At 61.5% G+C, this 26,698-nt stretch carries 21 protein-coding genes; 14 read left to right on the forward strand and 7 right to left on the reverse strand.

Features of this window, described 5'->3' with window-relative positions:
* Positions 1-97: 97 nt before the first annotated feature.
* Positions 98-2,839 (reverse strand): aconitate hydratase AcnA, encoded by a 2,742-nt coding sequence (acnA, locus tag J4E53_RS20440; protein ID WP_060738422.1) that lies wholly within the window; start codon positions 2,837-2,839, stop codon positions 98-100.
* Positions 2,840-3,012: 173 nt separating this feature from the next.
* Between acnA and rlmM the strand changes: the two genes are divergently transcribed.
* Together rlmM and tusA are read left to right on the forward strand one after the other, a co-directional pair.
* Positions 3,013-4,101 (forward strand): 23S rRNA (cytidine(2498)-2'-O)-methyltransferase RlmM, encoded by a 1,089-nt coding sequence (gene rlmM, locus J4E53_RS20445; protein ID WP_103308819.1) that lies wholly within the window; start codon positions 3,013-3,015, stop codon positions 4,099-4,101.
* Between the two features lie 144 nt (positions 4,102-4,245).
* Positions 4,246-4,497: a sulfurtransferase TusA gene (gene tusA, locus J4E53_RS20450; RefSeq protein ID WP_003183455.1), complete on the forward strand. Its 252-nt coding sequence runs from the start codon at positions 4,246-4,248 to the stop codon at positions 4,495-4,497.
* On the opposite strand, the gene J4E53_RS20455 is transcribed toward tusA, so the two are convergent.
* Positions 4,494-5,897 (reverse strand): MATE family efflux transporter, encoded by a 1,404-nt coding sequence (locus tag J4E53_RS20455; protein ID WP_103308818.1) that lies wholly within the window; start codon positions 5,895-5,897, stop codon positions 4,494-4,496. The genes tusA and J4E53_RS20455 overlap by 4 nt on opposite strands.
* A gap of 284 nt (positions 5,898-6,181) precedes the next feature.
* Between J4E53_RS20455 and pdxB the strand changes: the two genes are divergently transcribed.
* The gene (pdxB, locus tag J4E53_RS20460) at positions 6,182-7,336 is read left to right on the forward strand and encodes a 4-phosphoerythronate dehydrogenase PdxB (RefSeq protein ID WP_103308817.1); all 1,155 of its coding nucleotides are present in this window, start codon (positions 6,182-6,184) and stop codon (positions 7,334-7,336) included.
* Between the two features lie 120 nt (positions 7,337-7,456).
* On the opposite strand, the gene J4E53_RS20465 is transcribed toward pdxB, so the two are convergent.
* Positions 7,457-7,636, reverse strand: a complete 180-nt coding sequence (locus J4E53_RS20465; protein ID WP_003199629.1) for a PA1571 family protein — start codon at positions 7,634-7,636, stop codon at positions 7,457-7,459.
* Between the two features lie 258 nt (positions 7,637-7,894).
* Between J4E53_RS20465 and J4E53_RS20470 the strand changes: the two genes are divergently transcribed.
* Positions 7,895-9,667 carry an ABC transporter transmembrane domain-containing protein gene (locus J4E53_RS20470; RefSeq protein WP_103308816.1) on the forward strand — a complete coding sequence of 591 codons (1,773 nt, stop codon included), beginning with the start codon at positions 7,895-7,897 and terminating at the stop codon, positions 9,665-9,667.
* Positions 9,668-9,811: 144 nt separating this feature from the next.
* On the opposite strand, the gene J4E53_RS20475 is transcribed toward J4E53_RS20470, so the two are convergent.
* Positions 9,812-11,740: a transglycosylase SLT domain-containing protein gene (locus J4E53_RS20475; RefSeq protein ID WP_060738417.1), complete on the reverse strand. Its 1,929-nt coding sequence runs from the start codon at positions 11,738-11,740 to the stop codon at positions 9,812-9,814.
* A 214-nt stretch (positions 11,741-11,954) separates the two neighbouring features.
* Here J4E53_RS20475 and J4E53_RS20480 point away from each other — a divergent pair, with 214 nt between their 5' ends.
* The gene (locus tag J4E53_RS20480; RefSeq protein ID WP_103308814.1) at positions 11,955-13,871 is read left to right on the forward strand and encodes an ATP-binding cassette domain-containing protein; all 1,917 of its coding nucleotides are present in this window, start codon (positions 11,955-11,957) and stop codon (positions 13,869-13,871) included.
* Positions 13,872-14,039: 168 nt separating this feature from the next.
* Here the strand turns inward: J4E53_RS20480 and J4E53_RS20485 are convergent, their stop codons facing one another.
* Positions 14,040-14,480 carry a universal stress protein gene (locus tag J4E53_RS20485; RefSeq protein WP_060738415.1) on the reverse strand — a complete coding sequence of 147 codons (441 nt, stop codon included), beginning with the start codon at positions 14,478-14,480 and terminating at the stop codon, positions 14,040-14,042.
* A 101-nt stretch (positions 14,481-14,581) separates the two neighbouring features.
* Here J4E53_RS20485 and J4E53_RS20490 point away from each other — a divergent pair, with 101 nt between their 5' ends.
* The 7 genes from J4E53_RS20490 (at position 14,582) to J4E53_RS20520 (ending at position 23,137) form a co-directional block, all read left to right on the forward strand.
* Positions 14,582-15,019, forward strand: coding sequence for a hypothetical protein (locus J4E53_RS20490; RefSeq protein WP_103308813.1), 438 nt, complete (start codon positions 14,582-14,584; stop codon positions 15,017-15,019).
* Between the two features lie 590 nt (positions 15,020-15,609).
* Positions 15,610-17,757: a fatty acid oxidation complex subunit alpha FadB gene (fadB, locus tag J4E53_RS20495; RefSeq protein WP_092197357.1), complete on the forward strand. Its 2,148-nt coding sequence runs from the start codon at positions 15,610-15,612 to the stop codon at positions 17,755-17,757.
* A gap of 30 nt (positions 17,758-17,787) precedes the next feature.
* Positions 17,788-18,963: an acetyl-CoA C-acyltransferase FadA gene (fadA, locus tag J4E53_RS20500; protein WP_024618393.1), complete on the forward strand. Its 1,176-nt coding sequence runs from the start codon at positions 17,788-17,790 to the stop codon at positions 18,961-18,963.
* 108 nt (positions 18,964-19,071) lie between these two features.
* Complete coding sequence (locus tag J4E53_RS20505; protein ID WP_060738411.1) at positions 19,072-19,308, forward strand: DUF1653 domain-containing protein; 237 nt, start codon at positions 19,072-19,074, stop codon at positions 19,306-19,308.
* Positions 19,309-19,423: 115 nt separating this feature from the next.
* A complete protein-coding gene (gene topA / locus J4E53_RS20510) occupies positions 19,424-22,036 on the forward strand; it encodes a type I DNA topoisomerase (protein ID WP_060738410.1) in 2,613 nt (870 codons plus the stop codon).
* A gap of 236 nt (positions 22,037-22,272) precedes the next feature.
* The gene (locus tag J4E53_RS20515; protein WP_103308812.1) at positions 22,273-22,797 is read left to right on the forward strand and encodes a DUF6586 family protein; all 525 of its coding nucleotides are present in this window, start codon (positions 22,273-22,275) and stop codon (positions 22,795-22,797) included.
* A 106-nt stretch (positions 22,798-22,903) separates the two neighbouring features.
* Complete coding sequence (locus tag J4E53_RS20520; protein ID WP_003183419.1) at positions 22,904-23,137, forward strand: hypothetical protein; 234 nt, start codon at positions 22,904-22,906, stop codon at positions 23,135-23,137.
* Positions 23,138-23,208: 71 nt separating this feature from the next.
* Here J4E53_RS20520 and sulA read toward each other — a convergent pair whose 3' ends face one another.
* Together sulA and lexA are read right to left on the reverse strand one after the other, a co-directional pair.
* Complete coding sequence (sulA, locus tag J4E53_RS20525) at positions 23,209-23,682, reverse strand: SOS-induced cell division inhibitor SulA (protein WP_060738408.1); 474 nt, start codon at positions 23,680-23,682, stop codon at positions 23,209-23,211.
* Between the two features lie 10 nt (positions 23,683-23,692).
* Complete coding sequence (lexA, locus tag J4E53_RS20530; protein WP_003199651.1) at positions 23,693-24,301, reverse strand: transcriptional repressor LexA; 609 nt, start codon at positions 24,299-24,301, stop codon at positions 23,693-23,695.
* A gap of 241 nt (positions 24,302-24,542) precedes the next feature.
* On the opposite strand from lexA, the gene J4E53_RS20535 reads away from it, so the two are divergent.
* Complete coding sequence (locus J4E53_RS20535) at positions 24,543-25,250, forward strand: TetR/AcrR family transcriptional regulator (RefSeq protein ID WP_013692622.1); 708 nt, start codon at positions 24,543-24,545, stop codon at positions 25,248-25,250.
* 183 nt (positions 25,251-25,433) lie between these two features.
* Complete coding sequence (gene nagZ / locus J4E53_RS20540; protein WP_177431707.1) at positions 25,434-26,432, forward strand: beta-N-acetylhexosaminidase; 999 nt, start codon at positions 25,434-25,436, stop codon at positions 26,430-26,432.
* Positions 26,433-26,698: the final 266 nt, after the last annotated feature.

The raw sequence follows: 26,698 nt of genomic DNA on the forward strand, positions 1-26,698 counted from the left end.
GGAGCGAGCTTGCTCGCGATGATGGCGGAACATTCAGCACAGATGCCGGCTGATCCACCGCTATCGCGAGCAAGCTCGGCTCCCACGGGGGCGTGCTTCAACCTGCAATCAATTGCCGCAACACATAGTGAAGAATCCCGCCCGCCTTGAAGTATTCCACTTCATTCAAGGTATCGATCCGACACAACACTTCGATTCGCTCCTGGCGGCCATCCTCCCGGGTGATGACCAGGGGCAGGTTCATGCGCGGCGTCAGTTCGACGTCATTGAGCCCGAGGATGTCCAGGGTTTCCCTGCCCGTGAGGTTCAGGCTCTTGCGATTCTGGTCGAGCTTGAACTGCAGCGGCAGCACGCCCATGCCCACCAGGTTGGAGCGATGGATGCGCTCGAAGCTTTCGGCGATCACCGCCTTGACCCCCAGCAGGTTGGTGCCCTTGGCCGCCCAGTCCCGGCTCGAGCCCGTGCCATATTCCTGGCCGGCGATCACCACCAGGGGCGTGTCCGTGGCCTGGTAGAGCATGGCGGCATCGTAGATCGGCATTCGTTCGCCACTGGGGATGTAGATTGTGTTGCCGCCTTCTTCACCGTCGAGCATTTCGTTGCGGATGCGGATATTGGCGAAGGTGCCGCGCATCATGACTTGATGGTTGCCGCGTCTGGAACCGTAGGAGTTGAAGTCCCGTGGCTCCACGCCTTGTTCGCGCAGGTAGCGACCGGCCGGGCTGTCGGCCTTGATGTTACCGGCCGGGGAGATGTGGTCGGTGGTCACCGAGTCGCCCAGCAGGGCCAGGACCCGGGCGCCCTCGACGTTCCTGACGGCCGGTGGCGGCCCGCCGATGTCGTCGAAGAACGGTGGATGCTGGATGTAGGTCGAGTCATCCTGCCAGACGTAAGTCGCCGCTTGCGGCACTTCGATGGCCTGCCATTGCTCGTCACCGGCAAACACGGCGGCGTATTCCTTGTGGAACATGCTGGTGTTGACCTGGGCCACGGCGGCGGCCACTTCCTGGCTGCTGGGCCAGATGTCCCGCAGGTACACCGGCTTGCCGTCCCGGTCGTTGCCCAGCGGCTCGCTGCTGATGTCGATGCGCACCGTGCCGGCCAGGGCATAGGCGACCACCAGCGGCGGTGAGGCCAACCAGTTGGTCTTCACCAGGGGATGCACCCGGCCTTCGAAGTTGCGGTTGCCCGACAAGACCGAGGCCACGGTCAGGTCGGCTTTCTGGATGGCTTTCTCGATGGGGTCCGGCAACGGCCCGGAGTTGCCGATACAGGTCGTGCAACCATAGCCCACCAAGTCGAAACCGAGTTTATCCAGGTACTCGGTCAGGCCGGCCGCGTTGTAGTAATCGGTGACCACCTTGGAGCCCGGCGCCAGGGAGCTCTTGACCCAAGGCTTGCGGACCAGGCCTTTTTCCACGGCTTTTTTCGCCAGCAGCCCGGCGGCCATCATCACGCTGGGGTTGGAGGTGTTGGTGCACGAGGTGATGGCGGCAATCACCACCGCGCCGTTTTTCAGGCGATGGGTGTGGCCTTCGAATTCGTACTCGGCTTCGCCCACCTGGTCGGCATTGCCCACCGCGACGCCACCGCCGCCTTCACTTTCCAGGCGGCCTTCTTCTTTACTGGTGGGTTTGACCTGCAACCCCAGGAAGTCGCTGAAAGCCTGGCCGACATTCGGCAGCGAAACCCGGTCCTGAGGGCGTTTTGGCCCGGCGAGACTGGCCTCGACGCTGCCCATGTCCAGCTCCAGGGTGTCGGTGAAGACCGGCTCCTGGCCGGGCAGGCGCCACAGGCCCTGGGCCTTGCAATAGGCTTCCACCAGCTTCACGGTTTCGGCCGGACGCCCGGACAGGCGCAGGTAGTCCAGGGTCACCTCGTCCACCGGGAAGAAACCGCAGGTGGCGCCGTATTCCGGAGCCATGTTGGCGATGGTGGCGCGGTCGGCCAGGGGCAGGTCGGCCAAACCGTCGCCATAGAACTCGACGAATTTGCCCACTACACCTTTCTTGCGCAGCATCTGCGTGACGGTCAGCACCAGGTCAGTGGCGGTGATGCCTTCGCGCAGCTTGCCGATGAGTTTGAAACCGATGACCTCGGGAATCAGCATCGACACCGGTTGGCCGAGCATGGCCGCTTCCGCCTCGATCCCGCCGACGCCCCAGCCCAGTACGCCGAGGCCGTTGATCATGGTGGTGTGGGAGTCGGTGCCCACCAGGGTATCGGGGAAGGCGTAGGTGCGGCCGTCTTCTTCTTTGGTCCACACGGTGCGGCCCAGGTATTCGAGGTTGACCTGGTGGCAGATGCCGGTGCCCGGCGGTACCACGCTGAAGTTGTCAAAGGCGCTCTGGCCCCAGCGCAGGAAGGCGTAGCGTTCGCCGTTGCGCTGCATTTCGATGTCGACGTTCTGCTCGAACGCCTGGCTGCTGGCGAACTTGTCCACCATCACCGAGTGGTCGATCACCAGGTCCACCGGTGACAGCGGGTTGATCCGCTGGGGATCGCCGCCGGCCTTTTCCACGGCGGCGCGCATGGCGGCCAGATCGACCACGGCGGGGACGCCGGTGAAATCCTGCATCAGTACCCGTGCCGGGCGGTATTGAATCTCGCGGTCGGAGCGACGCTCCTTGAGCCACCCGGCCAGGGCCTTGAGGTCGGCGCCGGTGACGGTTTTTTCATCTTCCCAGCGCAACAGGTTTTCCAGCAGCACCTTCAAGGACATGGGCAGCTTGTCCAGGTCACCCAGGCTTCGGGCGGCATCCGGCAGGCTGAAGTAGTGGTAGGTCCTGGCGTCGACTTGCAGTGTCTTAAGGGTTTTCAGGCTATCGAGGGACGGCATTGAAATCACTCCTTTGAGTCCGCACGGCTACGGACGGAGGGGGACGGACAGAGCCTTTAACCTAGCCCTGTTTTGAGCGTATGACTAATCACTGGACTCTATAGGCAGGTTCGGGGTTCCGAACTCCGCTATCATGCGGCGGTTTTCGTGACAGGCTTTGCTACGGAGTTTCAATGAACACGCTTTTTATGCACTGCCGGCCAGGCTTCGAAGGCGAGGTCTGTTCCGAGATCGCCGAACACGCGGCCCGGCTCAACGTGGCCGGCTACGCCAAGGCCAAACCGGCCAGTGCCTGCGCCGAATTTGTCTGTACCGAAGAGGACGGCGCCGAGCGGCTGATGCGCGGGCAGCGTTTTGCCGAGCTGATTTTTCCACGCCAGTGGGCGCGGGGCACGTTCATTGAATTGCCGGAAACCGACCGTATCAGCGTGATCCTGGCTCACATGTCGGCGTTCCCGACCTGCGGCAGCCTGTGGCTGGAGGTGGTCGACACCAATGACGGCAAGGAGCTGTCGAACTTCTGCAAGAAATTCGAAGGCCCGTTGCGCAAAGCGCTGAGCGGGGCCGGCAAGCTGGTGGACGACCCGCACAAGCCGCGCCTGCTGCTGACGTTCAAGAGTGGCCGCGAAGTGTTCCTGGGCCTGGCGGACGCGGATAATTCGGCGATGTGGCCAATGGGCATCCCGCGCCTGAAGTTCCCCCGGGAAGCGCCGAGTCGCTCCACACTCAAGCTCGAAGAGGCCTGGCACCATTTCATCCCTCGGGAGCAGTGGGACGAGCGCCTGCACAGTGACATGACCGGCGTGGACCTCGGTGCCGCGCCAGGCGGCTGGACCTGGCAATTGGTCAACCGTGGGATGCTGGTGACGGCCATCGACAACGGCCCGATGGCCGAAAGCCTGATGGACACTGGCCTGGTGCAGCACCTGATGGCGGACGGCTTCACGTTCAAGCCCAAGCAGCCGGTGGACTGGATGGTCTGCGACATCGTCGAAAAGCCTGCGCGCAACGCGGCGATGCTGGAAGAGTGGATTGGCGAGGGCCATTGCCGCGAGGCCGTGGTCAACCTCAAGCTGCCGATGAAACAGCGTTATGCCGAGGTGAAGCGCCTGCTCGAACGCATCGCCGAGGGTTTCAAGGCCCGGGGCATCAAGGTCGAGATCGGTTGCAAGCAGCTGTATCACGACCGTGAGGAAGTGACCTGCCATCTGCGGCGGTTGGACACGAAGAAGCCCCGTGGGAGCAAAGCTTGCTCGCGATGAACGATGACGCGGTTAGGAGACCGAGGTGCCTGCATCGCGGGCAAGCCTTGCTCCCACGGTGTTGCTTTCGCATGTTTGCTAGCCCGCAGGCTTTGCTCAGAACCGACATTGCGCGACAATGCCGGCCAGTTTCAGGAGTAGAACATGAGTGAAATGAACGACACGCCGGTCGACGGCACGCTGGATGCCACCGGCCTCAATTGCCCGGAACCGGTGATGATGCTGCACCAGCACATTCGCGACCTGGCCCCCGGTGGCCTGCTGAAAGTCATCGCCACCGACCCCTCGACCCGCCGCGATATCCCCAAGTTTTGCGTGTTCCTGGACCACGAACTGGTGGCCCAGCAGGAAGAGGCAGGCACCTACCTCTATTGGATCCGCAAGAAACTCGCTTAACCCGTCGAGCGGCTGAGGCGGATCTGCTTGCGCGCGCTACGTGCCAGACGGATCGACAGCATCAGTGCCGCGCAGCTCAAGCCCACGATCAGGCCTTGCCACAACCCGCTCGGACCGCTGGCCGCGCCGAGCCAGTCGGTCAGGCCCAGGGCGTAACCCACCGGCAGGCCGATGCCCCAATAGGCGAACAGGGTCAGGATCATCGTCACCCGGGTGTCCTGGTAGCCGCGCAATGCGCCTGCCGCCGTGACCTGGATCGCATCGGAAAACTGAAACAGCGCCGCATAGACGATCAGCATCGACGCCACTTCGATCACCACCGGGTCGGCGGTATAGATCGCCGCGATAGGCCCGCGCAGCGCGAACATCAGGCTCGCCGAGAGGCAAGCGTAGGCCAGCGCGGTGCCCATGCCCACCCCGGCGGCGAAGCGCGCTTCGCGAGGCTGCTGCCGTCCCAGGGCCTGGCCGACCCGCACGGTGACGGCCATGCCCAGGGAGTAGGGGATCATGAACACCAGGGAACTGAAGTTCAGCGCGATCTGGTGCCCGGCCACCACGGTGGCGCCGAGGCTGCCGATCAGCAGGGCGATCACCGCGAAAATACTCGACTCGGCGAACACCGCAATGCCGATCGGCAAGCCGATGCCCAGCAGGCGCTTGATGACCGCCCATTGCGGCCAGTCGAAACGGCTGAACAACCGGCTCGACTGATAGGCCGGTGCCCAGCGCGCCCAACCGGCCATGCCCAGGGCCATGACCCACATCACGATGGCCGTGGCCCAGCCGCAACCGACGCCGCCCATGGCGGGCACGCCCAGGTGCCCATAGATGAAGATGTAATTGAGCGGAATGTTCAGCGCCAGTCCGCACAGCCCCAGCACCATCGCCGGTCGCGTGCGACCCAGGCCGTCGCTGAAGCAGCGCAGTACGTGATACAGCGCCACGGCCGGCAGGCCCGTGCCGATGCCCCGCAGGTATTCCATGCACGGGCCGATCAATTCGGGATCGACTTTCATGATGTGCAGGATCGGCTCGGCGCTGAACAGCGCCAGTGTCGCGATCAACCCCACCACCAGCGCCAGCCACAGCGCCTGGCGTACCAGCGGCCCGATCTCGTCGAACGTACCGGCACCGAAGCGCTGGGCAACTTTCGGGGTGGTCGCCAGCAGGGTGCCAGTCATCAACAGGAACACCGGCACCCAGATCGAGTTGCCCAGGGCCACGGCCGCCAGGTCCCGTGGACCGACCCGACCGGCCATCACCGCATCGACGAAGCCCATGGCGGTGGTCGCCAGTTGCGCCACCATGATCGGCAAGGCCAGGGCCAGCAGCGTCTTGAATTCCAGGCGTACCCGGGCCGGGCGGGAGAGGGGAGCGGGGGTGTCGATGACAGGATTCACAGGGCAAGCGTCCGAAAGGGTTAAGCGCGAGGCGGCGAATTCTACGCTTTGACGCGGTGGTCAGGAAAAAACCTGTGTTGTGGATTTGTAAGCGTTCCAGCTTTTACCCGTGGCGAGGGAGCTTGCTCCCGCTGGACTGCGCAGCAGGCCCAAGGAGACTGGCGGCTGCTGCGCACCCGAGCGGGAGCAAGCTCCCTCGCCACACCATCGTTCACTGAAGTAATGCGCTGGCCCATTGAGGCGAGGAACGCCTACACTGCCCATCCCGCCAAAGGAGCTCTGCCATGCTGATCGTCGCCGACGAAAACATCCCCCTGCTTGATGCGTTCTTCCAAGGGTTCGGCGAAATCCGCCGGGTACCGGGCCGGGGGATCGACCGGACGATGGTCGAGCACGCCGATGTATTGCTGGTGCGTTCGGTCAGCCAGGTCAATCGGGCCCTGCTGGAAGGCAGCAAGGTACGCTTTGTCGGCACTTGCACCATCGGCACCGATCACCTGGACCTGGATTATCTTGCCGAGGCGGGGATCCGCTGGGCCAGTGCACCCGGCTGCAATGCCCGTGGCGTGGTGGACTATGTGCTGGGCAGCCTGATGACCCTGGCAGAAATCGAAGGTGCGGCGCTGGAACAGCGGACCTTCGGCGTGGTCGGTGCAGGCCAGGTGGGCGGACGGTTGATCGAGGTGCTCAAGGGGCTGGGCTGGGCCGTGAAAGTCTGCGATCCACCGCGTCAGGCCGCCGAGGGCGGCGACTATGTGAGCCTGGAGCAGATCATCGAGCAGTGCGATGTGATCAGCCTGCACACCCCGTTGACCCGCGACGGCGAGCAACCGACCTGGCACCTGTTCGACGAAACGCGCCTGAACCAGCTCAAGCCCGGGACCTGGCTGATCAATGCGGCTCGAGGGCCGGTGATCGATAACGCCGCGCTGCGCGAGGTGTTGCTGGAGCGCGAAGACCTGCAGGCGGTGCTGGATGTCTGGGAGCAGGAGCCCACCGTGGATGTGGACCTGGCCGATTTGTGCGTGATCGCCACTCCACACATTGCCGGTTACAGCCTCGATGGTCGCCAGCGTGGCACGGCCCAGATCTACCAGGCCTTGTGCGCGTTCCTGGAACGACCGGTTGAAGTCAGCCTCGGCGACCTGTTGCCTCGGCCGTGGCTGGGTGGCATCACCCTGGATGCCGAAACCGACCCGGCCTGGGCCTTGGCGGCGTTGTGCCGGAGCGTGTACGACCCCCGTCGCGACGATGCGGATTTTCGCCGCAGCCTGGTGGGCACCGTCGACGAGCAACGCCGTGCCTTCGATGCCTTGCGCAAGCATTATCCGCCACGGCGGGAGATCGACAGCTTGAAGGTTCGTATCGAAGGGCAGTCGGCGGCTTTGCAACAGATTGTGACGGCACTGGGTTGTGGGAGCAAAGCTTGCTCGCGATGAACGATGACGCGGTCAGGGGACCGAGGTGCCTGCATCGCGGGCAAGCCTTGCTCCCACAATCTTTCTGGCAGGCATAAAAAACCCGACATCAACGTCGGGTCCAATTGAAGACGGGCTGTATCACTTTTGTTCGGCAGGCTTGACCAGTCGTTTTTCCAGCTCGCTGCAGGCTTTCTGGATCATGTCTTCGGTGATCGGTACCTCGCGCCCTTGGGCGTCGATGAACGAGCAGCCCAGAGACTGGTCCGGTTGCGTGCGGATTACTTGAATCTTGTCGTCGCTGCTGTGTTGCAAGGACATGGCCTGTCTCCTCATCAGGTTGTGTGCCTACTTTAATGTCGCCAGGTGACCGAGCCATGACACTCCTTGTAGGTTCATGGCGACACCTCCACTCAATCAGAAACACAGTTGCGTTTCCAGCCAGACTTTAGACCGATAACATCTAGCCGCTAGTCATAGTGGTCATATTTAACCTGACTCATTGCGATTCAACTTGGTTCCGCTGCGTTTCGGCGTCGCGAGCTGGCCTTTTTCCTGCTGCATTATCGGACGCCTTTGATGCTTTCTTCCCGACATCGCCGTGCCATACGCCTGGCCAGCGGCTTCATCGCCCCTTATCGCAAACAGGTCGCCGGCGCTTTGCTGGCGTTGATTGTCACCGCCGGCATTACCTTGTCCATGGGTCAAGGCATCCGCCTGCTGGTGGACCAGGGCTTCATGACCCGCTCACCGCACCTGCTCAATCAATCCATCGGCCTGTTCATGATGCTGGTGGTGGGGTTGGCGATCGGTACCTTTGCCCGTTTCTACCTGGTGTCGTGGATCGGCGAACGGGTGGTGGCGGATATCCGGCGGCAGGTCTTCAACCATCTGGTGTACTTGCACCCGGGTTTCTACGAAAACAACCGCAGTTCGGAAATCCAGTCACGGTTGACTACTGATACGACCCTGCTGCAATCGGTGATCGGTTCGTCGCTGTCGTTGTTTTTGCGCAATGTCTTGATGGTGGTGGGCGGCATCGTGCTGCTGTTCATCACCAATCCCAAGCTGACCAGCATCGTGGTGATTGCCCTGCCGCTGGTATTGGTGCCGATCCTGCTCTTCGGGCGTCGAGTGCGCAGCTTGTCGCGCCAGAGCCAGGACCGCGTTGCCGACGTAGGCAGCTATGTCTCCGAAACCCTCGGCCAGATCAAGACCGTGCAGGCCTACAACCATCAGGTCCAGGACGAACAACGTTTTTCCGTGACGGTGGAGCAGGCCTTCGACACCGCTCGCAAGCGCATTGTCCAGCGGGCCTGGTTGATCACCCTGGTGATCGTGCTGGTGCTGGGGGCGGTGGGGGTGATGCTCTGGGTCGGTGGCATGGATGTGATCGCCGGACGGATTTCCGGTGGTGAGCTGGCGGCGTTCGTGTTCTACAGCCTGATCGTCGGCAGTGCCTTCGGGACCCTGAGCGAAGTGATTGGCGAGTTGCAGCGGGCAGCCGGTGCGGCAGAGCGCATTGCCGAGCTGCTGCGTTCGGAAAACATCATCCAGCCGCCGGCTTCAGGCCTTGTGACCTTGCCGGCGCGGGTCCGCGGCGATTTGCGTCTCGAAGGCGTGCGTTTCTCCTATCCGTCCCGGCCGGACAGTTATGCGGTCGACGGCCTCGACCTGAGTATCAAGGCCGGTGAGACCCTGGCCCTGGTCGGGCCTTCCGGCGCGGGCAAGTCGACGGTCTACGATTTGCTGCTGCGTTTCTATGATCCCGTGCAAGGGCAGATCCTGATCGACGATGTGCCGTTGACTCGGCTCGATCCGCTGGACCTGCGCCGGCATTTCGCCCTGGTTTCACAAAGCCCGGCGCTGTTTTTCGGCACGGTCGAAGAGAACATCCGCTATGGCAACCCGGAGGCGACGTCGGAGCAGGTGCGCGAGGCCGCGCAGATCGCCCACGCCCACGACTTCATCGAAAAAATGCCCGACGGCTACCAGACGCACCTGGGCGACGGCGGCCTCGGGTTATCCGGCGGCCAGCGCCAACGCCTGGCCATCGCCCGAGCGTTGCTCGTGGATGCCCCTATCCTGCTGCTGGACGAAGCCACCAGTGCCCTCGATGCGCAAAGCGAGCACCTGATCCAGCAAGCCTTGCCCAGCCTGATGAAAAACCGCACGACGCTGGTGATCGCCCATCGCCTGGCCACGGTGAAAAACGCCGATCGGATCGCGGTGATGGACCAGGGCAAGGTGGTTGCCGTGGGCACTCACCAGGAGCTTGTCGCCAGCAATGCGCTGTATGCGCGATTGGCGGCGTTGCAGTTCAATGTGGGGGCGGAGGCGGCAACCGACTGATACCGCGTGCTGTGTTTGATGCAGAGCCTGTGGGAGCGAGCTTGCTCGCGATAGCGGTGAGTCAGCTTGCATTCATGTTGCAGGTGCCGACGCCATCGCGAGCAAGCTCGCTCCCACAAAGAAGACGCTTTGTGGGCGTGTTAATCACTGATCGTCGAAATACCGCTCATGCCAGTCCACCAGCGGTTGCGGCGAGTTGAGCTTCTGCCCGTAGATCACCGAATAAGACAACACGTTCTGCACGTATTGGCGGGTTTCGTCGAACGGGATGCTCTCGACCCAGACGTCGAAGCTCAAGTGATCGGCGCCGCGCAGCCATTGGCGCACGCGACCGGGACCGGCGTTGTAGGCCGCCGAAGCCAGGACGCGGTTGCCGTTGAACTGGCTATGAACCTGGCTCAGGTAGGCCGCACCCAACTGGATGTTCTTGTCCGGGTTCAATACTTGTTGGGGCGAGGCCAGGGGAATGCTGAATTTGCGCGCGGTTTCCTTGGCGGTGCCAGGCATCAGTTGCATCAGGCCGGCAGCGCCGACGCTGGAGCGGGCATCATCCATGAACGCACTTTCCTGGCGGGTAATGGCGAACGCCCAACTTGGATGCAAGCCGCGGATCTTGGCTTCGCGCACCAGGGTCTCGCGGTGGGCCATCGGGAAACGGATGTCCAGGTCGTCCCAGTACTTGGCCTGGCTGATGGTGCGGATGGCCGGGAAATACCATTTCAGGTCGTAAGCCAGTTTCGCCTGGGCGACCATTTCGTCCCGGTTGAAATGACGGCTGACGTGATACCACTCACGGCGTCCATCGACGATGTCGCCACGGGCATGAAACTCCAGCGCCCGACGCACGCCAGGCGTGTTGCGTACCTTGTTGATCAACGCCTGGCTCATCACCAGTGGCTTGTTGACGAGCGAATACGGCGATTGGGATCGGTCGGCGGCCAGGAAGCCATAGAAGTCCCGCTCACGGGCCAGGTGCTTGTAGAGCGTCAGGGCTTCCGGGTTCTGCGGCTGCGCCAGTTCCAGCGTGCGGGCTTGCCAGTACCGCCAGCGGTTGGTGCTGGACAGCGACTCGGGCAGGCGACGGGTCAACTGATAGGCATCGTCCCAGCGAGCGAGGCGCAACAGCAGGCGCAAGCGCCATTCCGAAACGGTGTCATCGCGCAACTCCGGGTCGTATTTCGTCATCACGTCCAGGGCGCGGCTGTCGAAGCGCTTGGCCAGGGTCAGACCGATCTCGCGGGCGATTGCGACTTTTTCATCCCGGGAAAAATGCATGGTGCTGGCGTAGCCATCCAGCAGCGCCATGGCTTTTTCCGGGTCCTGGCGGGCCAGGCGACGCAGGCCGAGACTGACGATATCGGACATCGGTTCATCGGCTGGAACGAAGCGCGAGGGCTGGTTGAGCAACTCGGGCTTTTGCGCCACGTCCACCAGCAAGTTGCCACGGGGAGCGAGGGTGGTCAGGCCGCTGACCAGGCTGTTGGCCAGCGGGTAGTTGCGTGCCTGGGCGGCCAGCTTGGCGCGCTCCCAGCGCTTCTGCTCGGTCAACTGGCCCTGGGATGCCCACAGGCCGAACAACGCATCGCATGCCTGGGGCTGGGACTTGCCGGTGAGCCACAGCTTTTCGGTGTTGGCATAGCCCTCGGCCTTCAGGCCATGGCTGAGTTGGTACTGAGCGTTGAGGCAATCCAGTTCGGTGAAATTGAGCTTGGGGTCGTAATACTTGACGAAGGTTTCCCAGTCGCCGCGCTCGGTCAGCCAACGCAGCCAGCGCAGCTTCATCCAGTTGGCCTGGGGCAGGTCGCCGTGCTCGGCGAGGAACTTCTCGATTTCGGCGTTGCTGGCGCTCTTGAGGCGAGCGGTCAGTTCGTCGTAGGCCAGGTACGGCTCCAGCGGGTAATCGCGAAGAGCCTGGCTGTAGCGAAAGTAAGGGCCGGAATCACCCTTGGCCAAGGCACGCTTGGCCTCGTCGTAGTATTGGCGCTGAGTGGAGATATCCACCGCCTGAGCGGATTGAACGGCAGTGGCACATACAAAAAGACACGATAAAACACTGAAAAGGCGACTGCGCATGAGACATCCGGGCAGAAAAAAACATGACAAGCCCAAGGGTTAACCCAGGGTAACTGTCTGTAGCTTAGCCTTTTGCCAGCAGCCGGCGAAAGCTTTGCGGGGCCGTCGGTGCAAGTTCGCAACATTTGTTATGCAGAGTGCTTCAGTGGCGAAATTGGCGGACCCTTGAGGCCTCATCTCAGGTAGAATGCGCGCCCGGTTTTTGGAGAAGCTCATGACCCTGCTCAAATTCAGCGATGTGTCCCTTGCTTTCGGCGCTATGCCGTTGTTGGACAAGGTGTCCTGGCAGATCGCCCGTGGTGAGCGGGTGTGCATCATCGGCCGAAACGGCACTGGCAAGTCCAGCATGATGAAGCTGGTCAAGGGCGATCAGAAGCCCGACGACGGCTCGGTCTGGCGTGCGCCAGGCCTGAAAATCGGCGAATTGCCCCAGGAACTGCCGGTGGCCGACGAGCGGACCGTGTTCGATGTGGTCGCCGAAGGCCTGGACGGTGTCGGCGCGCTGTTGGCCGAGTATCACCACCTGAGCCAGAACATCGTCACCGATGCCGACCTGGACAAGTTGATGCACGTGCAGCACGACCTTGAGGCCCGAGACGGCTGGCGTCTGCAGCAGCTGGTCGACAGCACCCTGAGCCGCCTGCAATTGCCGGCCGACAAGACCCTCGCCGAGTTGTCCGGCGGTTGGCGTCGCCGCGTCCTGCTGGCCCAGGCCCTGGTCTCCGAGCCAGACCTGCTGCTGCTCGACGAACCGACCAACCACCTGGACATCGGCGCCATCGCCTGGCTTGAAGAAGCCCTGAAGGACTTCCAGGGGGCGGTGCTGTTCATCACCCACGACCGTTCCTTCCTGCAGAACCTGGCGACGCGCATCCTTGAATTGGACCGCGGCGGCCTGATCGACTGGAACGGCGACTACGCCAGCTTCCTGGTGCACAAGGAAGCGGCGTTGGCAGCGGAAGAAACCGCTAACGCGCTGTTCGATAAGAAACTGGCCCAGGAAGAAGTCTGGATTCGCCAGGGCATCAAGGCGCGTCGCACCCGCAACGAAGGCCGTGTGCGTGCGCTCAAGGCGTTGCGCGTGGAGCGCAGCGAGCGTCGCGAGCGTACTGGCAAGGCCAACATTCAGTTGGACACCGCTGACAAGTCCGGCAAGCAGGTGATGGTTCTCGAGAACGTGAGTTTCGCCCACCCTGGCGGCCCGTTCCTGATCAAGGACTTTTCCATGGTGCTGCAGCGTGGCGATCGCATCGGCCTGCTGGGTGCCAACGGTACTGGCAAGACCACCCTGCTCAAGCTGATGCTCGGCGGCCTGGTGCCCACCAGCGGCAAGGTGGAAGAGGGCACGAAGATCGACGTCGCCTACTTCGACCAGTTGCGTCATCAACTGGACCTGGAAAAGACCGTGATCGACAACGTGGCCGAAGGCCGCGATTTCATCGACATCGATGGCCAGAGCCGCCATGTGCTGAGCTACCTCGGTGATTTCCTGTTCAGCCCCCAGCGTGCCCGTACGCCGGTCAAGGCGTTGTCGGGTGGTGAGCGTGCTCGTCTGTTGCTGGCCAAGTTGTTCAGCAAACCGGCGAACCTGCTGGTGCTCGACGAGCCCACTAACGACCTGGACGTGGAAACCCTGGAATTGCTGGAAGAGGTGTTGCTGACCTTCAACGGCACCGTTCTGATGGTCAGTCACGACCGGGCATTCCTCGACAACGTGGTCACCAGTACCCTGGTGTTCGAAGGCGAAGGCCTGGTTCGCGAATACGTCGGTGGCTATCAGGACTGGCTGCGCCAGGGCGGCTCGCCGCGTCTGCTGGGGGTCACTGAGAGCAAGTCCGGCAAGGCCGACCTGAATTCGGCCGTGGTCAAGGCCGAGCCCGCGCCGGTTGCCGCAGCAGCCCCGGCCCCAGCGAAGAAAAAGCTCAGCTACAAGCTGCAGCGTGAACTGGAAGCCTTGCCGGGTGATATCGACGCGAAGGAGCAGCAGGTCGCAGCGGTAGAAGCCGAAATGGCCGACACCGGGTTCTACCAGCGACCTGCTGCCGAAACCGCCAAGGTGATCGCGCACCTGGAGCAACTGCAGGCCGAACTGGATGCATTGGTCGAGCGCTGGGCCGAGCTGGACGCTTGATCCACTGTCGAGAAAAATCCCTGCGTTCAGCAATGAGCGCCGGGATTTTTTACTTGAAACGCCATCCCCTTGTGGGAGCGAGCGTGCTCGCGATAGCGGTGTGACAGTCAGCATCAATGCTGCTGATCTACCGCGATCGCGAGCAAGCTCGCTCCCACAGGTTTAGGTTTATGTGCGCTTGACCAGGTGTACTGCCAATACATCGCAAGGCGCGCCATGCAGCACATCGTTGGCGGTCGAGCCCAGCAGCAGCGCCAAACCGTGGCGACCATGGCTGCCGACGACAATCAGGTCGCAACCCTGTTCCTTGGCCAGGTGATGGATCTCCTGGCGCGGCTGGCCGTAGGTCAGGTGGCTGAATTCCTTCTTCAGGGCCGGGTATTTCACGATCAGTCGGTCAAGGCGTTCCTTGGCCTGGTCGAATTGCTGCTGCTGCAACTGGGAAAGGTCCATCGGCACGTCGCCGCCGAAGGCCATGGCCATCGGTTCGACGATATGCACCAGTGACAGCTGGGTGTCTCGGCCTTCGCAGAGGGCGAGGGCGCGCTTGACGACCGGATCGCATTCTTCAGTGAGGTCAACGGCGACCAGAACGTGGTTGTAGTACATGGAAGGCACTCCAGAGAATTGCGATACGGTAAGTATGGCTGGTTTCAAGCGCATTGACGCGACCTGGGTCAATGGGCTCATCAGAATCGGGGAGTACGAATATGACGGTCTGGATAGTGCTGTCAATCCTGTTGGTGGTGTTAAGTCCGCTGGCATGGTTGCGTCCGTCCCGTGTACAGAGCGGTCGCATGGCCCTGCGCATGGAAGCGCGACGCCTGGGCCTGGCCATGCAACTGGCGCCACAAGAGTGGCCGCACTGGCTCGACCAACAGCCGCCAAACCCCTGTGCCCAGTACTATCGGCCTCGGCGCGGCAGCCAGCCGGCCTGCTGGAGCTACTGGCAAACTGCGCCGGGCGTCTGGGTCAATCAGTGGCGGGAAGTCTGCCTGGATGAGCCCCTGCTCAATCATTTCGAAAAATTGCCGGCCAACGTCTACAAAGTTGAAGCCGACCGGCAAATGATCGCCTTGTATTGGGGCGAAAAGGGCGAGGCGAGTGTTTTACAGGAGATTTCCTGGGTGCTGAAGGCGCTGGCCTGAAGCGCTGCAGGAGCTGTCGAGCGCAGCGAGGCTGCGATCTGTCCACCGTTCACTGAATCTCAAGTGAAAATCAAGAGATCGCAGCCTCCGGCAGCTCCTACGGGCATAAAAAAGCCCGACAGTCTCATCGGGCGGGTTGGCCAGGCAGGCCGGTAATCCATCTCGTGTCAGGGCGTGCGTTCGCAGCGCCCTTCATTTCGCAAAATTCAATCGCATTCCCGACAGCTTAGTCGGCTGGATCCGGTCTGTCTGGAATTAGGGCGATTTTTCTAATGATTGATTCTATGAATGGCTGCTCATGCGGCGCCGTGTTGCGGATCCGTAGGGTACGGAAATGACCGTAAAGTCGCGTTCACGCCTGTGTTTAGGGCGATTGACAATTGTCGGAAATTCCGTGAAGGTGACGTACCCAAATCAAACGGGCGTATGAATTGAGCGTTTGTATTTTCAGACGGCTCCTACAGACCCCGACTATCGCGTTGACGGGTGTGCCTGGCGGATTGGCGTAGCATCGACGGTAACGTCAATGCCGAACCAGCAGCCAGCGTCCAACGTGTACTGTTCAGCTTCCATATCGTGGAGATCAGTTGATGATTTACGAAGGTAAAGCCATCACGGTTAAGGCTCTTGAAAGTGGCATCGTCGAACTGAAGTTCGACCTCAAGGGTGAGTCCGTCAACAAGTTCAACCGTCTAACCCTGAATGAATTGCGTCAGGCCGTAGACACTATCAAGGCAGATGCTTCGATCAAGGGTGTGATCGTCAGCAGCGGCAAGGACGTGTTCATCGTCGGTGCCGACATCACCGAATTCGTCGACAACTTCAAGCTGCCCGATGCCGAACTGATCGCTGGCAACCTCGAAGCCAACCGTATTTTCAGCGACTTCGAAGACCTCAACGTACCGACCGTCGCGGCCATCAACGGCATCGCCCTGGGGGGCGGCCTGGAAATGTGCCTGGCGGCGGATTACCGCGTCATGGCCACCACGGCCAAGATCGGCCTGCCGGAAGTCAAGCTGGGCATCTACCCGGGCTTTGGCGGCACCGTGCGCCTGCCGCGCCTGATCGGTGCCGACAACGCTATCGAGTGGATTGCCGCCGGCAAGGAAAACCGTGCCGAAGACGCGCTGAAAGTCGGTGCCGTGGATGCCGTGGTCGAACCTGGCAAGCTCCAGGAAGCGGCCCTTGAAACCATCAAGCGTGCCATCAGCGGTGAGTTCGACTACAAGGCCAAGCGTCAGCCGAAGCTGGAAAAGCTCAAGCTCAACGCCATCGAACAAATGATGGCCTTCGAAACCGCCAAGGGTTTCGTGGCCGGTCAGGCAGGCCCGAACTACCCGGCGCCGGTCGAAGCGATCAAGACCATCCAGAAAGCCGCGAACTTCGGTCGCGACAAGGCCCTGGAAGTCGAGGCCGCCGGCTTCGTCAAGCTGGCCAAGACCTCGGCTGCACAAAGCCTGATCGGTCTGTTCCTCAACGATCAGGAACTGAAGAAAAAGGCCAAGGCCTACGACGAAATCGCCCGTGACGTGAAGCAGGCCGCCGTGCTCGGCGCCGGTATCATGGGGGGCGGCATCGCCTACCAGTCGGCGTCCAAAGGCACGCCGATCCTGATGAAGGACATCAACGAACACGGGATCGAGCAGGGCCTGGCCGAAGCTGCCAAGCTGCTGGTGGGTCGCGTCGACAAAGGTCGCATGACCGCCGCGAAAATGGCCGAAGTGCTCAACGGCATTCGTCCGACCCTGTCCTATGGCGATTTCGGCCATGTCGACCTGGTGGTCGAAGCGGTTGTCGAGAACCCGAAGGTCAAGCAGGCGGTACTGGCTGAAGTCGAAGACAAGGTCAAAGAGGACACCATCCTCGCCTCGAACACCTCGACCATCTCCATTTCGCTGCTGGCCAAGGCCCTCAAGCGTCCGGAGAACTTCGTCGGCATGCACTTCTTCAACCCGGTGCACATGATGCCGCTGGTGGAAGTGATCCGTGGCGAGAAGTCCAGCGAACTGGCGGTGGCCACCACCGTGGCCTACGCCAAGAAAATGGGCAAGAACCCGATCGTCGTCAACGACTGCCCGGGCTTTTTGGTCAACCGTGTGCTGTTCCCGTACTTCGGCGGTTTCGCCAAGCTGGTCAGCGCCGGTGTGGACTTCGTGCGCATCGACAAGATCATGGAAAAATTCGGCTGGCCGATGGGCCCGGCGTACCTGATGGACGTGGTCGGCATCGACACCGGCCACCATGGTCGCGACGTGATGGCTGAAGGTTTCCCGGACCGCATGAAGGACGACCGTCGTTCGGCTGTCGACGTGCTCTACGAAGCCAAGCGCCTGGGCCAGAAGAACGGCAAGGGCTTCTACGCCTACGAGACCGACAAGCGCGGCAAGCAGAAGAAAGTCGCCGACTCGTCGGTGCTGGAAGTGCTCAAGCCGATCGTCTACGAGCAGCGCGAAGTCACCGACGAGGACATCATCAACTGGATGATGATCCCGCTGTGCCTCGAAACCGTGCGTTGCCTGGAAGACGGCATTGTCGAAACCGCCGCCGAAGCCGACATGGGTCTGGTCTACGGTATCGGTTTCCCTCCATTCCGTGGCGGTGCGCTGCGTTACATCGATTCGATCGGTGTGGCCGAGTTCGTTGCCCTGGCTGACCAGTACGCTGATCTGGGCGCGCTGTACCACCCGACCGCGAAGCTGCGTGAGATGGCCAAGAACGGCCAGCGTTTCTTCGGTTAAGCGCCCAACGACTAGAGCGAGAGAACATTTATGAGCTTGAATCCTAGAGACGTCGTGATCGTCGACTTCGGTCGTACGCCGATGGGCCGCTCCAAGGGCGGCATGCACCGCAACACCCGCGCCGAAGACATGTCGGCGCACCTGATCAGCAAGCTGCTGGAGCGCAACGTCAAGGTCGACCCGAACGAAGTCGAAGACGTGATCTGGGGCTGTGTGAACCAGACCCTGGAGCAGGGCTGGAACATCGCCCGCATGGCCTCGCTGATGACCCAGATTCCTCACACCGCGGCGGGCCAGACCGTCAGCCGCCTGTGCGGTTCGTCCATGAGCGCACTGCACACCGCCGCCCAGGCGATCATGACCGGCAACGGTGATGTGTTCGTCGTCGGTGGTGTCGAGCACATGGGCCATGTGAGCATGATGCACGGCGTCGATCCGAATCCGCACATGTCGCTGTACGCGGCAAAAGCCTCGGGCATGATGGGCCTGACTGCGGAAATGCTCGGCAAAATGCACGGCATCACCCGCGAACAGCAGGACGCCTTCGGCGTGCGCTCCCACCAGCTCGCCCACAAGGCGACCGTGGAAGGCAAGTTCAAGGATGAAATCATCCCGATGCAGGGCTACGACGAGAATGGCTTCCTGAAGCTGTTCGACTACGACGAGACCATTCGTCCGGAAACCACCCTGGAAAGCCTGGCGGCCCTCAAGCCAGCCTTCAATCCGAAGGGCGGCACCGTGACAGCCGGTACTTCGTCGCAAATCACCGACGGCGCTTCGTGCATGATCGTGATGTCGGCCCAGCGTGCCCAGGACCTGGGTATCCAGCCGATGGCGGTGATCCGGTCGATGGCCGTGGCGGGTGTGGACCCGGCAATCATGGGCTATGGTCCAGTGCCGGCCACGCAGAAAGCCTTGAAGCGCGCAGGCCTGGGCATTGCCGATATCGACTTCTTCGAGCTCAACGAAGCTTTCGCCGCACAGGCCCTGCCCGTGCTGAAAGATTTGAAAGTGCTCGACAAGATGAACGAGAAGGTTAACCTGCACGGCGGCGCGATCGCCCTGGGTCACCCGTTCGGTTGCTCCGGTGCGCGTATCTCCGGCACGCTGCTCAACGTCATGAAGCAGAATGGCGGCACCTTCGGTGTGTCCACCATGTGCATTGGCCTCGGCCAGGGCATCGCCACTGTCTTCGAACGCGTCTAAGCGTTGCGTCGATGGAAGCCGGGGCCAAGTGCCCCGGTTTTTGTTTTTTCCGGGTTTAGTAGAAAAATTTTGTTTTTATTTTGAAAAGATTTGAGTGAGGGCCAAGACATGCCGATACAACCTGGGCTCTACCAGCATTACAAAGGTCCGCAGTACCGCGTATTCAGCATCGCGCGGCATTCCGAGACCGAAGAAGAAGTGGTGTTCTATCAAGCCCTGTATGGCGATTACGGCTTTTGGGTGCGTCCCTTGAGCATGTTCCAGGAGTCCGTCGAGGTTGACGGCGAACAGGTGCCACGCTTTGCTTTGGTGCAGGCCGAGGAGAGCATTTTTTCCACGCCTTGAGGCCGGCATGCGGGCAACCCTGCGCTTGACCTCACCTTGCAGCCACTATATATAGCGGTGCCGCGTCAGGCGCCAACCGCCTTTCACTTTTTAGAATTCAGGAATTTTCTGATCCATGGGCAAATCGCTGGTCATTGTGGAATCCCCGGCTAAGGCCAAGACCATCAACAAGTATCTGGGCAACCAATACGTGGTGAAGTCGAGTATCGGCCATATCCGAGACCTGCCCACCAGCGGTTCGGCTAGCGCCAGCAAGGAGCCAGCCGCCAAGCGCGGCAAGGCTGCTGCCGGTGAAGTGCCGGCGCTGTCGCCCAAGGACAAGGCGCGCAAGCAGCTGGTCTCCCGCATGGGGGTCGATCCGGAACACGGCTGGAAAGCCAAGTACGAGATCCTCCCGGGCAAGGAAAAGGTCATCGAAGAGCTGCGCCGGCTCGCCAAGGATGCCGACACCATCTATCTCGCGACGGACTTGGACCGCGAAGGGGAAGCCATTGCCTGGCACCTGCGCGAAGCCATCGGTGGGGATGACAGCCGCTACAAGCGCGTGGTGTTCAACGAAATTACCAAGAAGGCCATCCAGGAAGCCTTCTCCCAACCGGGCGAGTTGGATATCGATCGGGTCAACGCCCAGCAGGCGCGTCGCTTCCTCGACCGCGTGGTGGGCTACATGGTCTCGCCGCTGCTGTGGGCCAAGATCGCCCGTGGCCTGTCGGCTGGTCGCGTACAGTCGGTTGCGGTGAAGCTGGTGGTGGAGCGCGAGCGTGAGATCCGCGCGTTCATCCCTGAAGAGTACTGGGAAGTCCACGCCGACCTCGGCACCGCCAAGGGCGCGACCGTGCGCTTCGACGTGGCCCGCGAGAAGGGCGAGGCCTTCAAGCCACTCAACGAAGCCCAGGCCATGGCGGCGCTGGAGAAGCTCAAGGCTTCCAGCTACAGCATCGTCAAGCGCGAAGACAAGCCGACCAGCAGCAAGCCGTCGGCGCCGTTCATCACCTCCACGCTGCAACAGGCCGCAAGCAACCGCCTGGGCTTTGGCGTGAAGAAGACCATGATGATGGCCCAGCGTCTGTACGAAGCCGGCTACATCACCTATATGCGTACCGACTCGACCAACCTGTCGGTCGATGCGGTGGCGATGGCGCGCACTTATATAGAAAGCGAATTCGGCAAGAAGTACCTGCCGGACACGCCGAACGTCTACAGCAGCAAGGAAGGCGCGCAGGAGGCTCACGAAGCGATTCGTCCGTCCGATGCCAACACCGAGCCAAGCAAGCTGTCGGGCATGGAACGTGACGCCGAGCGTCTCTACGAGCTGATCTGGCGCCAGTTCCTGGCTTGCCAGATGCTGCCGGCGCAATACCTGTCGACCACGGTCAGCGTTGGTGCCGGTGACTTCGAGTTGCGTGCCAAGGGCCGCATCCTGAAGTTCGACGGCTACACCCGCGTCATGCCGCAAATCACCAAGCCTGGGGATGACGACGTCCTGCCGGACATGGCCCAGGGCGACGTGATGAAGCTGATCAAGCTCGATCCGACCCAGCACTTCACCAAGCCGCCGGCCCGTTACTCCGAAGCCAGCCTGGTCAAGGAAATGGAAAAGCGCGGCATCGGTCGTCCTTCGACCTATGCCGCCATCATTTCCACCATCCAGGACCGCGGTTACGTGGCGCTGCACAACCGTCGTTTCTATTCGGAAAAGATGGGTGACATCGTCACCGAGCGTTTGTCCGAGAGCTTCTCGAACCTGATGGACTACGGCTTCACCGCCGGCATGGAAGAGAACCTCGACGATGTGGCCCAGGGCGAGCGGGACTGGAAAAACGTTCTCGACGAGTTCTACGGCGACTTCAAGAAAAAACTTGAAGTGGCGGAAAGCCCGGACAACGGCATGCGGGCCAACCAGCCGGTCATGACCGACATCCCGTGTCTCACCTGCGGCCGTCCGATGCAAATCCGGACCGCCTCGACCGGTGTCTTCCTCGGTTGCTCGGGCTACAGCCTGCCGCCCAAGGAACGCTGCAAGGCGACGGTCAACCTGGTGCCGGGCGACGAAATCGCCGCGGACGACGAGGGCGAATCGGAATCCCTGGTGCTGCGTGGCAAGCATCGCTGTCCGATCTGCAGCACGGCGATGGATGCCTACCTGCTGGATGAGAAGCGCAAGCTGCACATCTGCGGTAACAATCCGGACTGTGCCGGCTACGAGATTGAAGAGGGCACTTATCGCATCAAGGGTTACGAAGGCCCGAGCCTGGAATGCGACAAGTGTGGCAGCGAGATGCAGCTCAAGACCGGCCGTTTCGGCAAGTTCTTCGGCTGCACCAACCCGACCTGCAAGAACACGCGCAAACTGCTCAAGAGCGGTGACGCGGCGCCGCCGAAGATGGATCCGGTGAAAATGCCGGAGCTCAAGTGCGAGAAGGTCAACGACACCTATATCCTGCGTGACGGTGCCTCTGGCCTGTTCCTGGCGGCCAGCCAGTTCCCGAAAAACCGTGAGACCCGTGCGCCATTGGTGATGGAGATCGTGCCGCACAAGGACGAAATCGATCCGAAGTACCATTTCCTCTGTGAGGCACCACAGAAGGATCCGGAAGGACGCCCGGCGGTCATTCGCTACAGCCGCAAGACCAAGGAGCAGTATGTGCAGACCGAAGTCGACGGCAAGCCGACCGGCTGGAAGGCGTACTACGATGGCGGTAAATGGACCGTTGAAGACAAGCGCTGATCGCCAGGGCTTGTCTGGAGGGCGGGGTTGAGGCTCTTGTCGCGAGGGAGCTTGCTCCCGCTGGCGGCGCAGCCGCCCTCTACAATCGCTAAATCTGCATGGACTTGACAAAAAGGCCGCATGACAACCCATAGGTTTTCATGCGGCCTTTTTGTTTTTGGCTTGCAGTGGCCTCGGTTGATCCACGACACTGTCGCACTTGCGTGAAGCTTTCATTTCGTTGGGGAGATGCCGCCATGGCCCACGAACTCTATACCCGCACCAATCAGAAAATCTATTTCGCCGGCCTGTCGCTCGAAGCACTCACCAGGGCCGAGGACGGGCGTGCGATGAATTCCCCGGCGCTGCTCCAGGCAGGGCGTGAGTCCGCGCTGTTTCACCTGTACGGTGCATTGTTGGGGTTGTGCCATGAAATCGCCGGTTTCTATCGCCTGCCACAAGCGAACGCCCCGCGAGCCGAGTTGCTGTTGACCCGCGAAGTGCTGGAAACCATCGCGATTCCGGAGCTGGCCGAAATGGTCGAGTTGGCGCATAACCCGGAAACCTGGCTTGCGAAGTTATTGGCGGCCCATGCGGCGCTGTTCGAGCCGCCCCGGGCCCCGCGCAAGCCCAAGGGGGACGTGACCCAACCGTTGATCGTGGCGGTCAATCTGGATGAGCAAGACCCGGAGCAGGAGCTGAGTCGGGAGGAGCTGGAGAGCTGGCGCCAGAACCTCAAGAGCCTGGCGATACGCTTTCGTGAAGGGTTGAACGAGTGCTGAGTTTCTCCTCGGCCCGTTACGTTCGTTGATAACGCTTGGTCAAGATCCCGAGCGGAGCCTGGCCGATGACTATATAATCCTCGCCTTTCGTGGAGAACAGACTTTTATGCCTACGTCCTTTCTAGAAATTGTCGAACTTCCTGATGGCCGCATCGAGCTGCGCAGGGCCGAGGACGAGGGTTCTCTGGTGACCTTGAACTTCTCCGAAGATGCCAAGGTATTCCTCCAGGGCCAACACGTCGAAGTCGCCAAGGCGATGCTGAGCGTGGGCGTCCAGATGGCAGGTCGCCTGGTTGAAGGCGAATTCAACAAGGAAGAGGGGCCGCGGGTTCTTCACTGATCCCGTCTGTCGGCTTTTTTGAATAGTGTGGCTGGTCGGCTTCTCTACTTTGGAGAAGCCCCGCGTTTGTCTTAGCCCAATCGAATATTCAGGCTTTGTGCGTCCCCGGTGCGGGCGGCGCTGATCAACTGTTGCCGTGCGGCCGTGGTCAGTGGGTTGAGCCAGCTGACCACGGTGTGGCTACGGCCCAGACGCAAGGCCTCGCAAGTCAACTGTTGGGCGCTTTGGGTGCCCCTCGGCTGCAGCAACAGGATGCGCTCACGGTTCAGGCCGGCGTCACGCAGCCAGGCCTGGGTAACGCTGGCCGGTGGGGCGATCAGCGTCAACCAGCGAGCATCCTGGTCCTGGCTGAGTTCTCGCAGAATCGGCGCCAGCAGGTTCAGGCAGTTTCCGGCCGCACCACGTAACGACAGTTCGCTGAAGGCCTCGGGTTCGACGCCCCAGGGCGACTCGATGACCTCTTTCAGGACTGGAACCAGCGGTTGGGCCATGAATGCCTCGAACAGCGGAAGTTGTGTGTGTTGTGGTGTGTGAGGGAACTGCATAAAGCCTCCTTTAGCGGCGAATGACGCCGACGCTCAAGCCTTCGATGACCAGGTCCTGATCTTTCAGGTTCACTTCGATGGGGGCGAACTCCGGGTTCTCGGCAATGAGCCAGACCTTGCTGCCGTCGCGCTTGAAGCGCTTGACGGTCACCTCGTCACCGATTCGCGCCACCACGATCTGGCCATTGCGGGCTTCGCGGGTGGTGTGGACGGCCAGGAGGTCACCGTCGAAGATGCCGATGTCCTTCATGCTCATGCCGTGTACACGAAGCAGGTAATCGGCCCGGGGATGAAAGAACGAAGGGTTGATGTTGCAGGATTCCTCGACGTGCTGCTGGGCAAGGATCGGTGCGCCCGCCGCGACTCGGCCGATGATCGGCAGGGTGGTTTCGTCGGCCTTGGCTTCGAAGCCGGGGATACGAATGCCACGGGATGCGCCCGGGGTCATTTCGATCGCGCCCTTGCGCGCCAGCGCCTTGAGGTGTTCTTCAGCCGCGTTGGGCGACTTGAAACCCAGTTCCTGTGCGATTTCCGCACGGGTCGGCGGGTAGCCGTTGTCTTCGAGGCAGCGTTTGATGAAGGCCAGAATCTCTGCTTGGCGTGGCGTCAGCTTTAGCATATTGATCGCTCTGTCTTTTTATACAGTGACTGGGATTATATACAGTGAACGCCACTTGGCAATCCTCCTTTTTCCACAGGCCGCTGGACGGTCGGTCGGGTTGTGGGATGGGGCAGGGCTACCCCCTGTGAAAAGGTGTGGTTAAATACGTGACCGGGCGTTCGCAAAACGCCCCGGCAGGCTTGACAACCCCTGGGCTGAAACGTATGTTTCAAACAAGTGTTTGTCAGGCGGAGTAACCATGGCCCAGTCGGAAACCGTTGAACGCATTCTCGATGCTGCCGAGCAGTTGTTCGCGGAAAAAGGTTTCGCCGAAACCTCATTGCGTCTGATCACCAGCAAGGCCGGGGTCAACCTGGCGGCGGTGAATTATCACTTCGGCTCGAAAAAGGCCTTGATCCAAGCGGTCTTCTCGCGCTTCCTCGGGCCTTTCTGCCTCAGCCTCGATCGTGAACTGGAGCGGCGCCAAGCCAAGCCTGACGTCAAGCCTACCCTGGAAGAGCTGCTGGAAATCCTGGTCGAGCAAGCCCTTGTCGTGCAACCGCGCAGCGGTAACGACCTGTCCATTTTCATGCGCCTGCTGGGCCTGGCCTTCAGCCAGAGCCAGGGCCACCTGCGGCGTTACCTGGAAGACATGTACGGCAAGGTGTTCCGTCGCTATATGCTGTTGGTCAACGAAGCCGCACCGCGCATCCCGCCCATCGAGTTGTTCTGGCGAGTGCACTTCATGCTCGGCGCCGCCGCGTTCAGCATGTCCGGGATCAAGGCGCTGCGGGCCATCGCTGAAACCGATTTTGGCGTGAACACCTCGATCGAGCAGGTGATGCGCCTGATGGTGCCGTTCCTGGCGGCCGGCATGCGTGCCGAGAGTGGCGTCACCGATGAGGCCATGGCGGCCGCGCAACTGCGTCCACGCAGCAAATCGACGCCGGCGCTGGCCAAGGCTTGAGTGCACGGGTGGGCGCGGCTGCCCACATCCGCTAAGCTAGCCGCCCATGCCGACTCTCGTTTCGAACCCGTTCCATTCTTTAGTGCATGACCGCGACCTGCCGGGCCCTGGGCCTGGCAGTTTGCTCATGCCTGTGTCGCCGCTCGGGTTCATCGTTATTAAGGAAATGCTATGACTGCTGGCCTGCAAGGCTCGTTGATGGTGGACGTCGCCGGTACCTGGCTGACGGCCGAAGATCGCCACCTGTTGCGCCAGCCAGAAGTAGGCGGCCTGATCATTTTTGCCCGCAATATCGAGCATCCGCGGCAAGTGCGCGAGCTGAGCGCGTCGATCCGCGCCATCCGTCCCGACCTTTTACTGGCGGTGGACCAGGAAGGTGGTCGCGTTCAGCGGCTGCGCCAGGGCTTTGTGCGGTTGCCGGCGATGCGGGCGATAGCCGACAACCCGAACGCTGAATACCTGGCCGAGCAGTGCGGCTGGATCATGGCCACAGAAGTGCTGGCGGTCGGTCTCGACTTGAGTTTTGCCCCGGTGCTGGATCTCGACTATCAGCGCAGCGCTGTCGTCGGCAGTCGTTCCTTTGAAGGCGACCCCGAGCGCGCGGCGTTGCTGGCCGGTGCCTTCATCCGTGGCATGAGTGCCGCCGGCATGGCCGCCACCGGCAAGCACTTCCCGGGGCATGGCTGGGCCGAGGCCGATTCCCATGTGGCGATTCCGACCGATGAGCGCAGCCTCGAACAGATTCGGGCCAACGACCTGGTGCCGTTTGCCAGGTTGAGCAAGCAACTGGCCGCCGTGATGCCGGCTCATGTCATCTATCCGCAGGTTGACGCCAATCCAGCCGGTTTTTCCCGCCGCTGGTTGCAGGACATCCTGCGCGGCGAGTTGCAATTCGAGGGCGTGATCTTCAGTGATGATCTGTCGATGGCCGGTGCGCATGTGGTCGGTGATGCCGCCAGTCGTATCGAGGCGGCGTTGACGGCGGGTTGCGACATGGGGCTGGTGTGTAATGATCGCGCCGCCGCGGAGTTGGCCTTGAGCGCTGCCCAACGCCTGAAGGTCAAGCCTTCGGCGCGGATCGCCCGTATGCGCGGCCAGGCCTATGCTTCAACGGAATATCGCCAGGACCCTCGCTGGCTGGCGGCGCTCGGCGCGCTGAGGGCTGCCCAGCTGATTGATTAGCGCTGAGCAATGTGGTGGGCCAGGTTATGTGAACACCACAACTCCAGTGGGAGCCGAGCTTGCTCGCGATGACGGCAGTACAATCAACATCCGCGTCCGCTGAACCACCGCTATCGCGAGCAAGCTCGCTCCCACATTGGAAGTGTGGTGGACTCAGGTTTTATGAACACCGCCTCTCCCCTGTGGGAGCCGAGCTTGCTCGCGATGACGGCAGCACAGTCAACATCCGCGCCCGCAGAACCACCGCCATCGCAAGCAAGCTCGGC

Origin of the sequence: Pseudomonas sp. FW305-28 (genome assembly GCF_017351395.1) — a bacterium.
In the GTDB taxonomy this organism is placed as follows: Bacteria; Pseudomonadota; Gammaproteobacteria; order Pseudomonadales; family Pseudomonadaceae; genus Aquipseudomonas; species Aquipseudomonas fluorescens_AA.

Bases quoted from the DNA above. Each gene is read 5' to 3' on its own strand.
- J4E53_RS20475 (WP_060738417.1), bottom strand. From the start codon at position 11,740: ATGCGCAGTCGCCTTTTCAGTGTTTTATCGTGTCTTTTTGTATGTGCC.
- J4E53_RS20465 (WP_003199629.1), bottom strand. From the start codon at position 7,636: ATGTCCTTGCAACACAGCAGCGACGACAAGATTCAAGTAATCCGCACG.
- J4E53_RS20480 (WP_103308814.1), top strand. From the start codon at position 11,955: ATGACCCTGCTCAAATTCAGCGATGTGTCCCTTGCTTTCGGCGCTATG.
- J4E53_RS20470 (WP_103308816.1), top strand. From the start codon at position 7,895: ATGCTTTCTTCCCGACATCGCCGTGCCATACGCCTGGCCAGCGGCTTC.
- sulA (WP_060738408.1), bottom strand. From the start codon at position 23,682: ATGCAGTTCCCTCACACACCACAACACACACAACTTCCGCTGTTCGAG.
- J4E53_RS20515 (WP_103308812.1), top strand. From the start codon at position 22,273: ATGGCCCACGAACTCTATACCCGCACCAATCAGAAAATCTATTTCGCC.
- fadB (WP_092197357.1), top strand. From the start codon at position 15,610: ATGATTTACGAAGGTAAAGCCATCACGGTTAAGGCTCTTGAAAGTGGC.
- J4E53_RS20485 (WP_060738415.1), bottom strand. From the start codon at position 14,480: ATGTACTACAACCACGTTCTGGTCGCCGTTGACCTCACTGAAGAATGC.
- acnA (WP_060738422.1), bottom strand. From the start codon at position 2,839: ATGCCGTCCCTCGATAGCCTGAAAACCCTTAAGACACTGCAAGTCGAC.
- rlmM (WP_103308819.1), top strand. From the start codon at position 3,013: ATGAACACGCTTTTTATGCACTGCCGGCCAGGCTTCGAAGGCGAGGTC.
- fadA (WP_024618393.1), top strand. From the start codon at position 17,788: ATGAGCTTGAATCCTAGAGACGTCGTGATCGTCGACTTCGGTCGTACG.
- J4E53_RS20505 (WP_060738411.1), top strand. From the start codon at position 19,072: ATGCCGATACAACCTGGGCTCTACCAGCATTACAAAGGTCCGCAGTAC.
- topA (WP_060738410.1), top strand. From the start codon at position 19,424: ATGGGCAAATCGCTGGTCATTGTGGAATCCCCGGCTAAGGCCAAGACC.
- tusA (WP_003183455.1), top strand. From the start codon at position 4,246: ATGAGTGAAATGAACGACACGCCGGTCGACGGCACGCTGGATGCCACC.
- pdxB (WP_103308817.1), top strand. From the start codon at position 6,182: ATGCTGATCGTCGCCGACGAAAACATCCCCCTGCTTGATGCGTTCTTC.
- J4E53_RS20535 (WP_013692622.1), top strand. From the start codon at position 24,543: ATGGCCCAGTCGGAAACCGTTGAACGCATTCTCGATGCTGCCGAGCAG.
- J4E53_RS20490 (WP_103308813.1), top strand. From the start codon at position 14,582: ATGACGGTCTGGATAGTGCTGTCAATCCTGTTGGTGGTGTTAAGTCCG.
- J4E53_RS20520 (WP_003183419.1), top strand. From the start codon at position 22,904: ATGCCTACGTCCTTTCTAGAAATTGTCGAACTTCCTGATGGCCGCATC.
- lexA (WP_003199651.1), bottom strand. From the start codon at position 24,301: ATGCTAAAGCTGACGCCACGCCAAGCAGAGATTCTGGCCTTCATCAAA.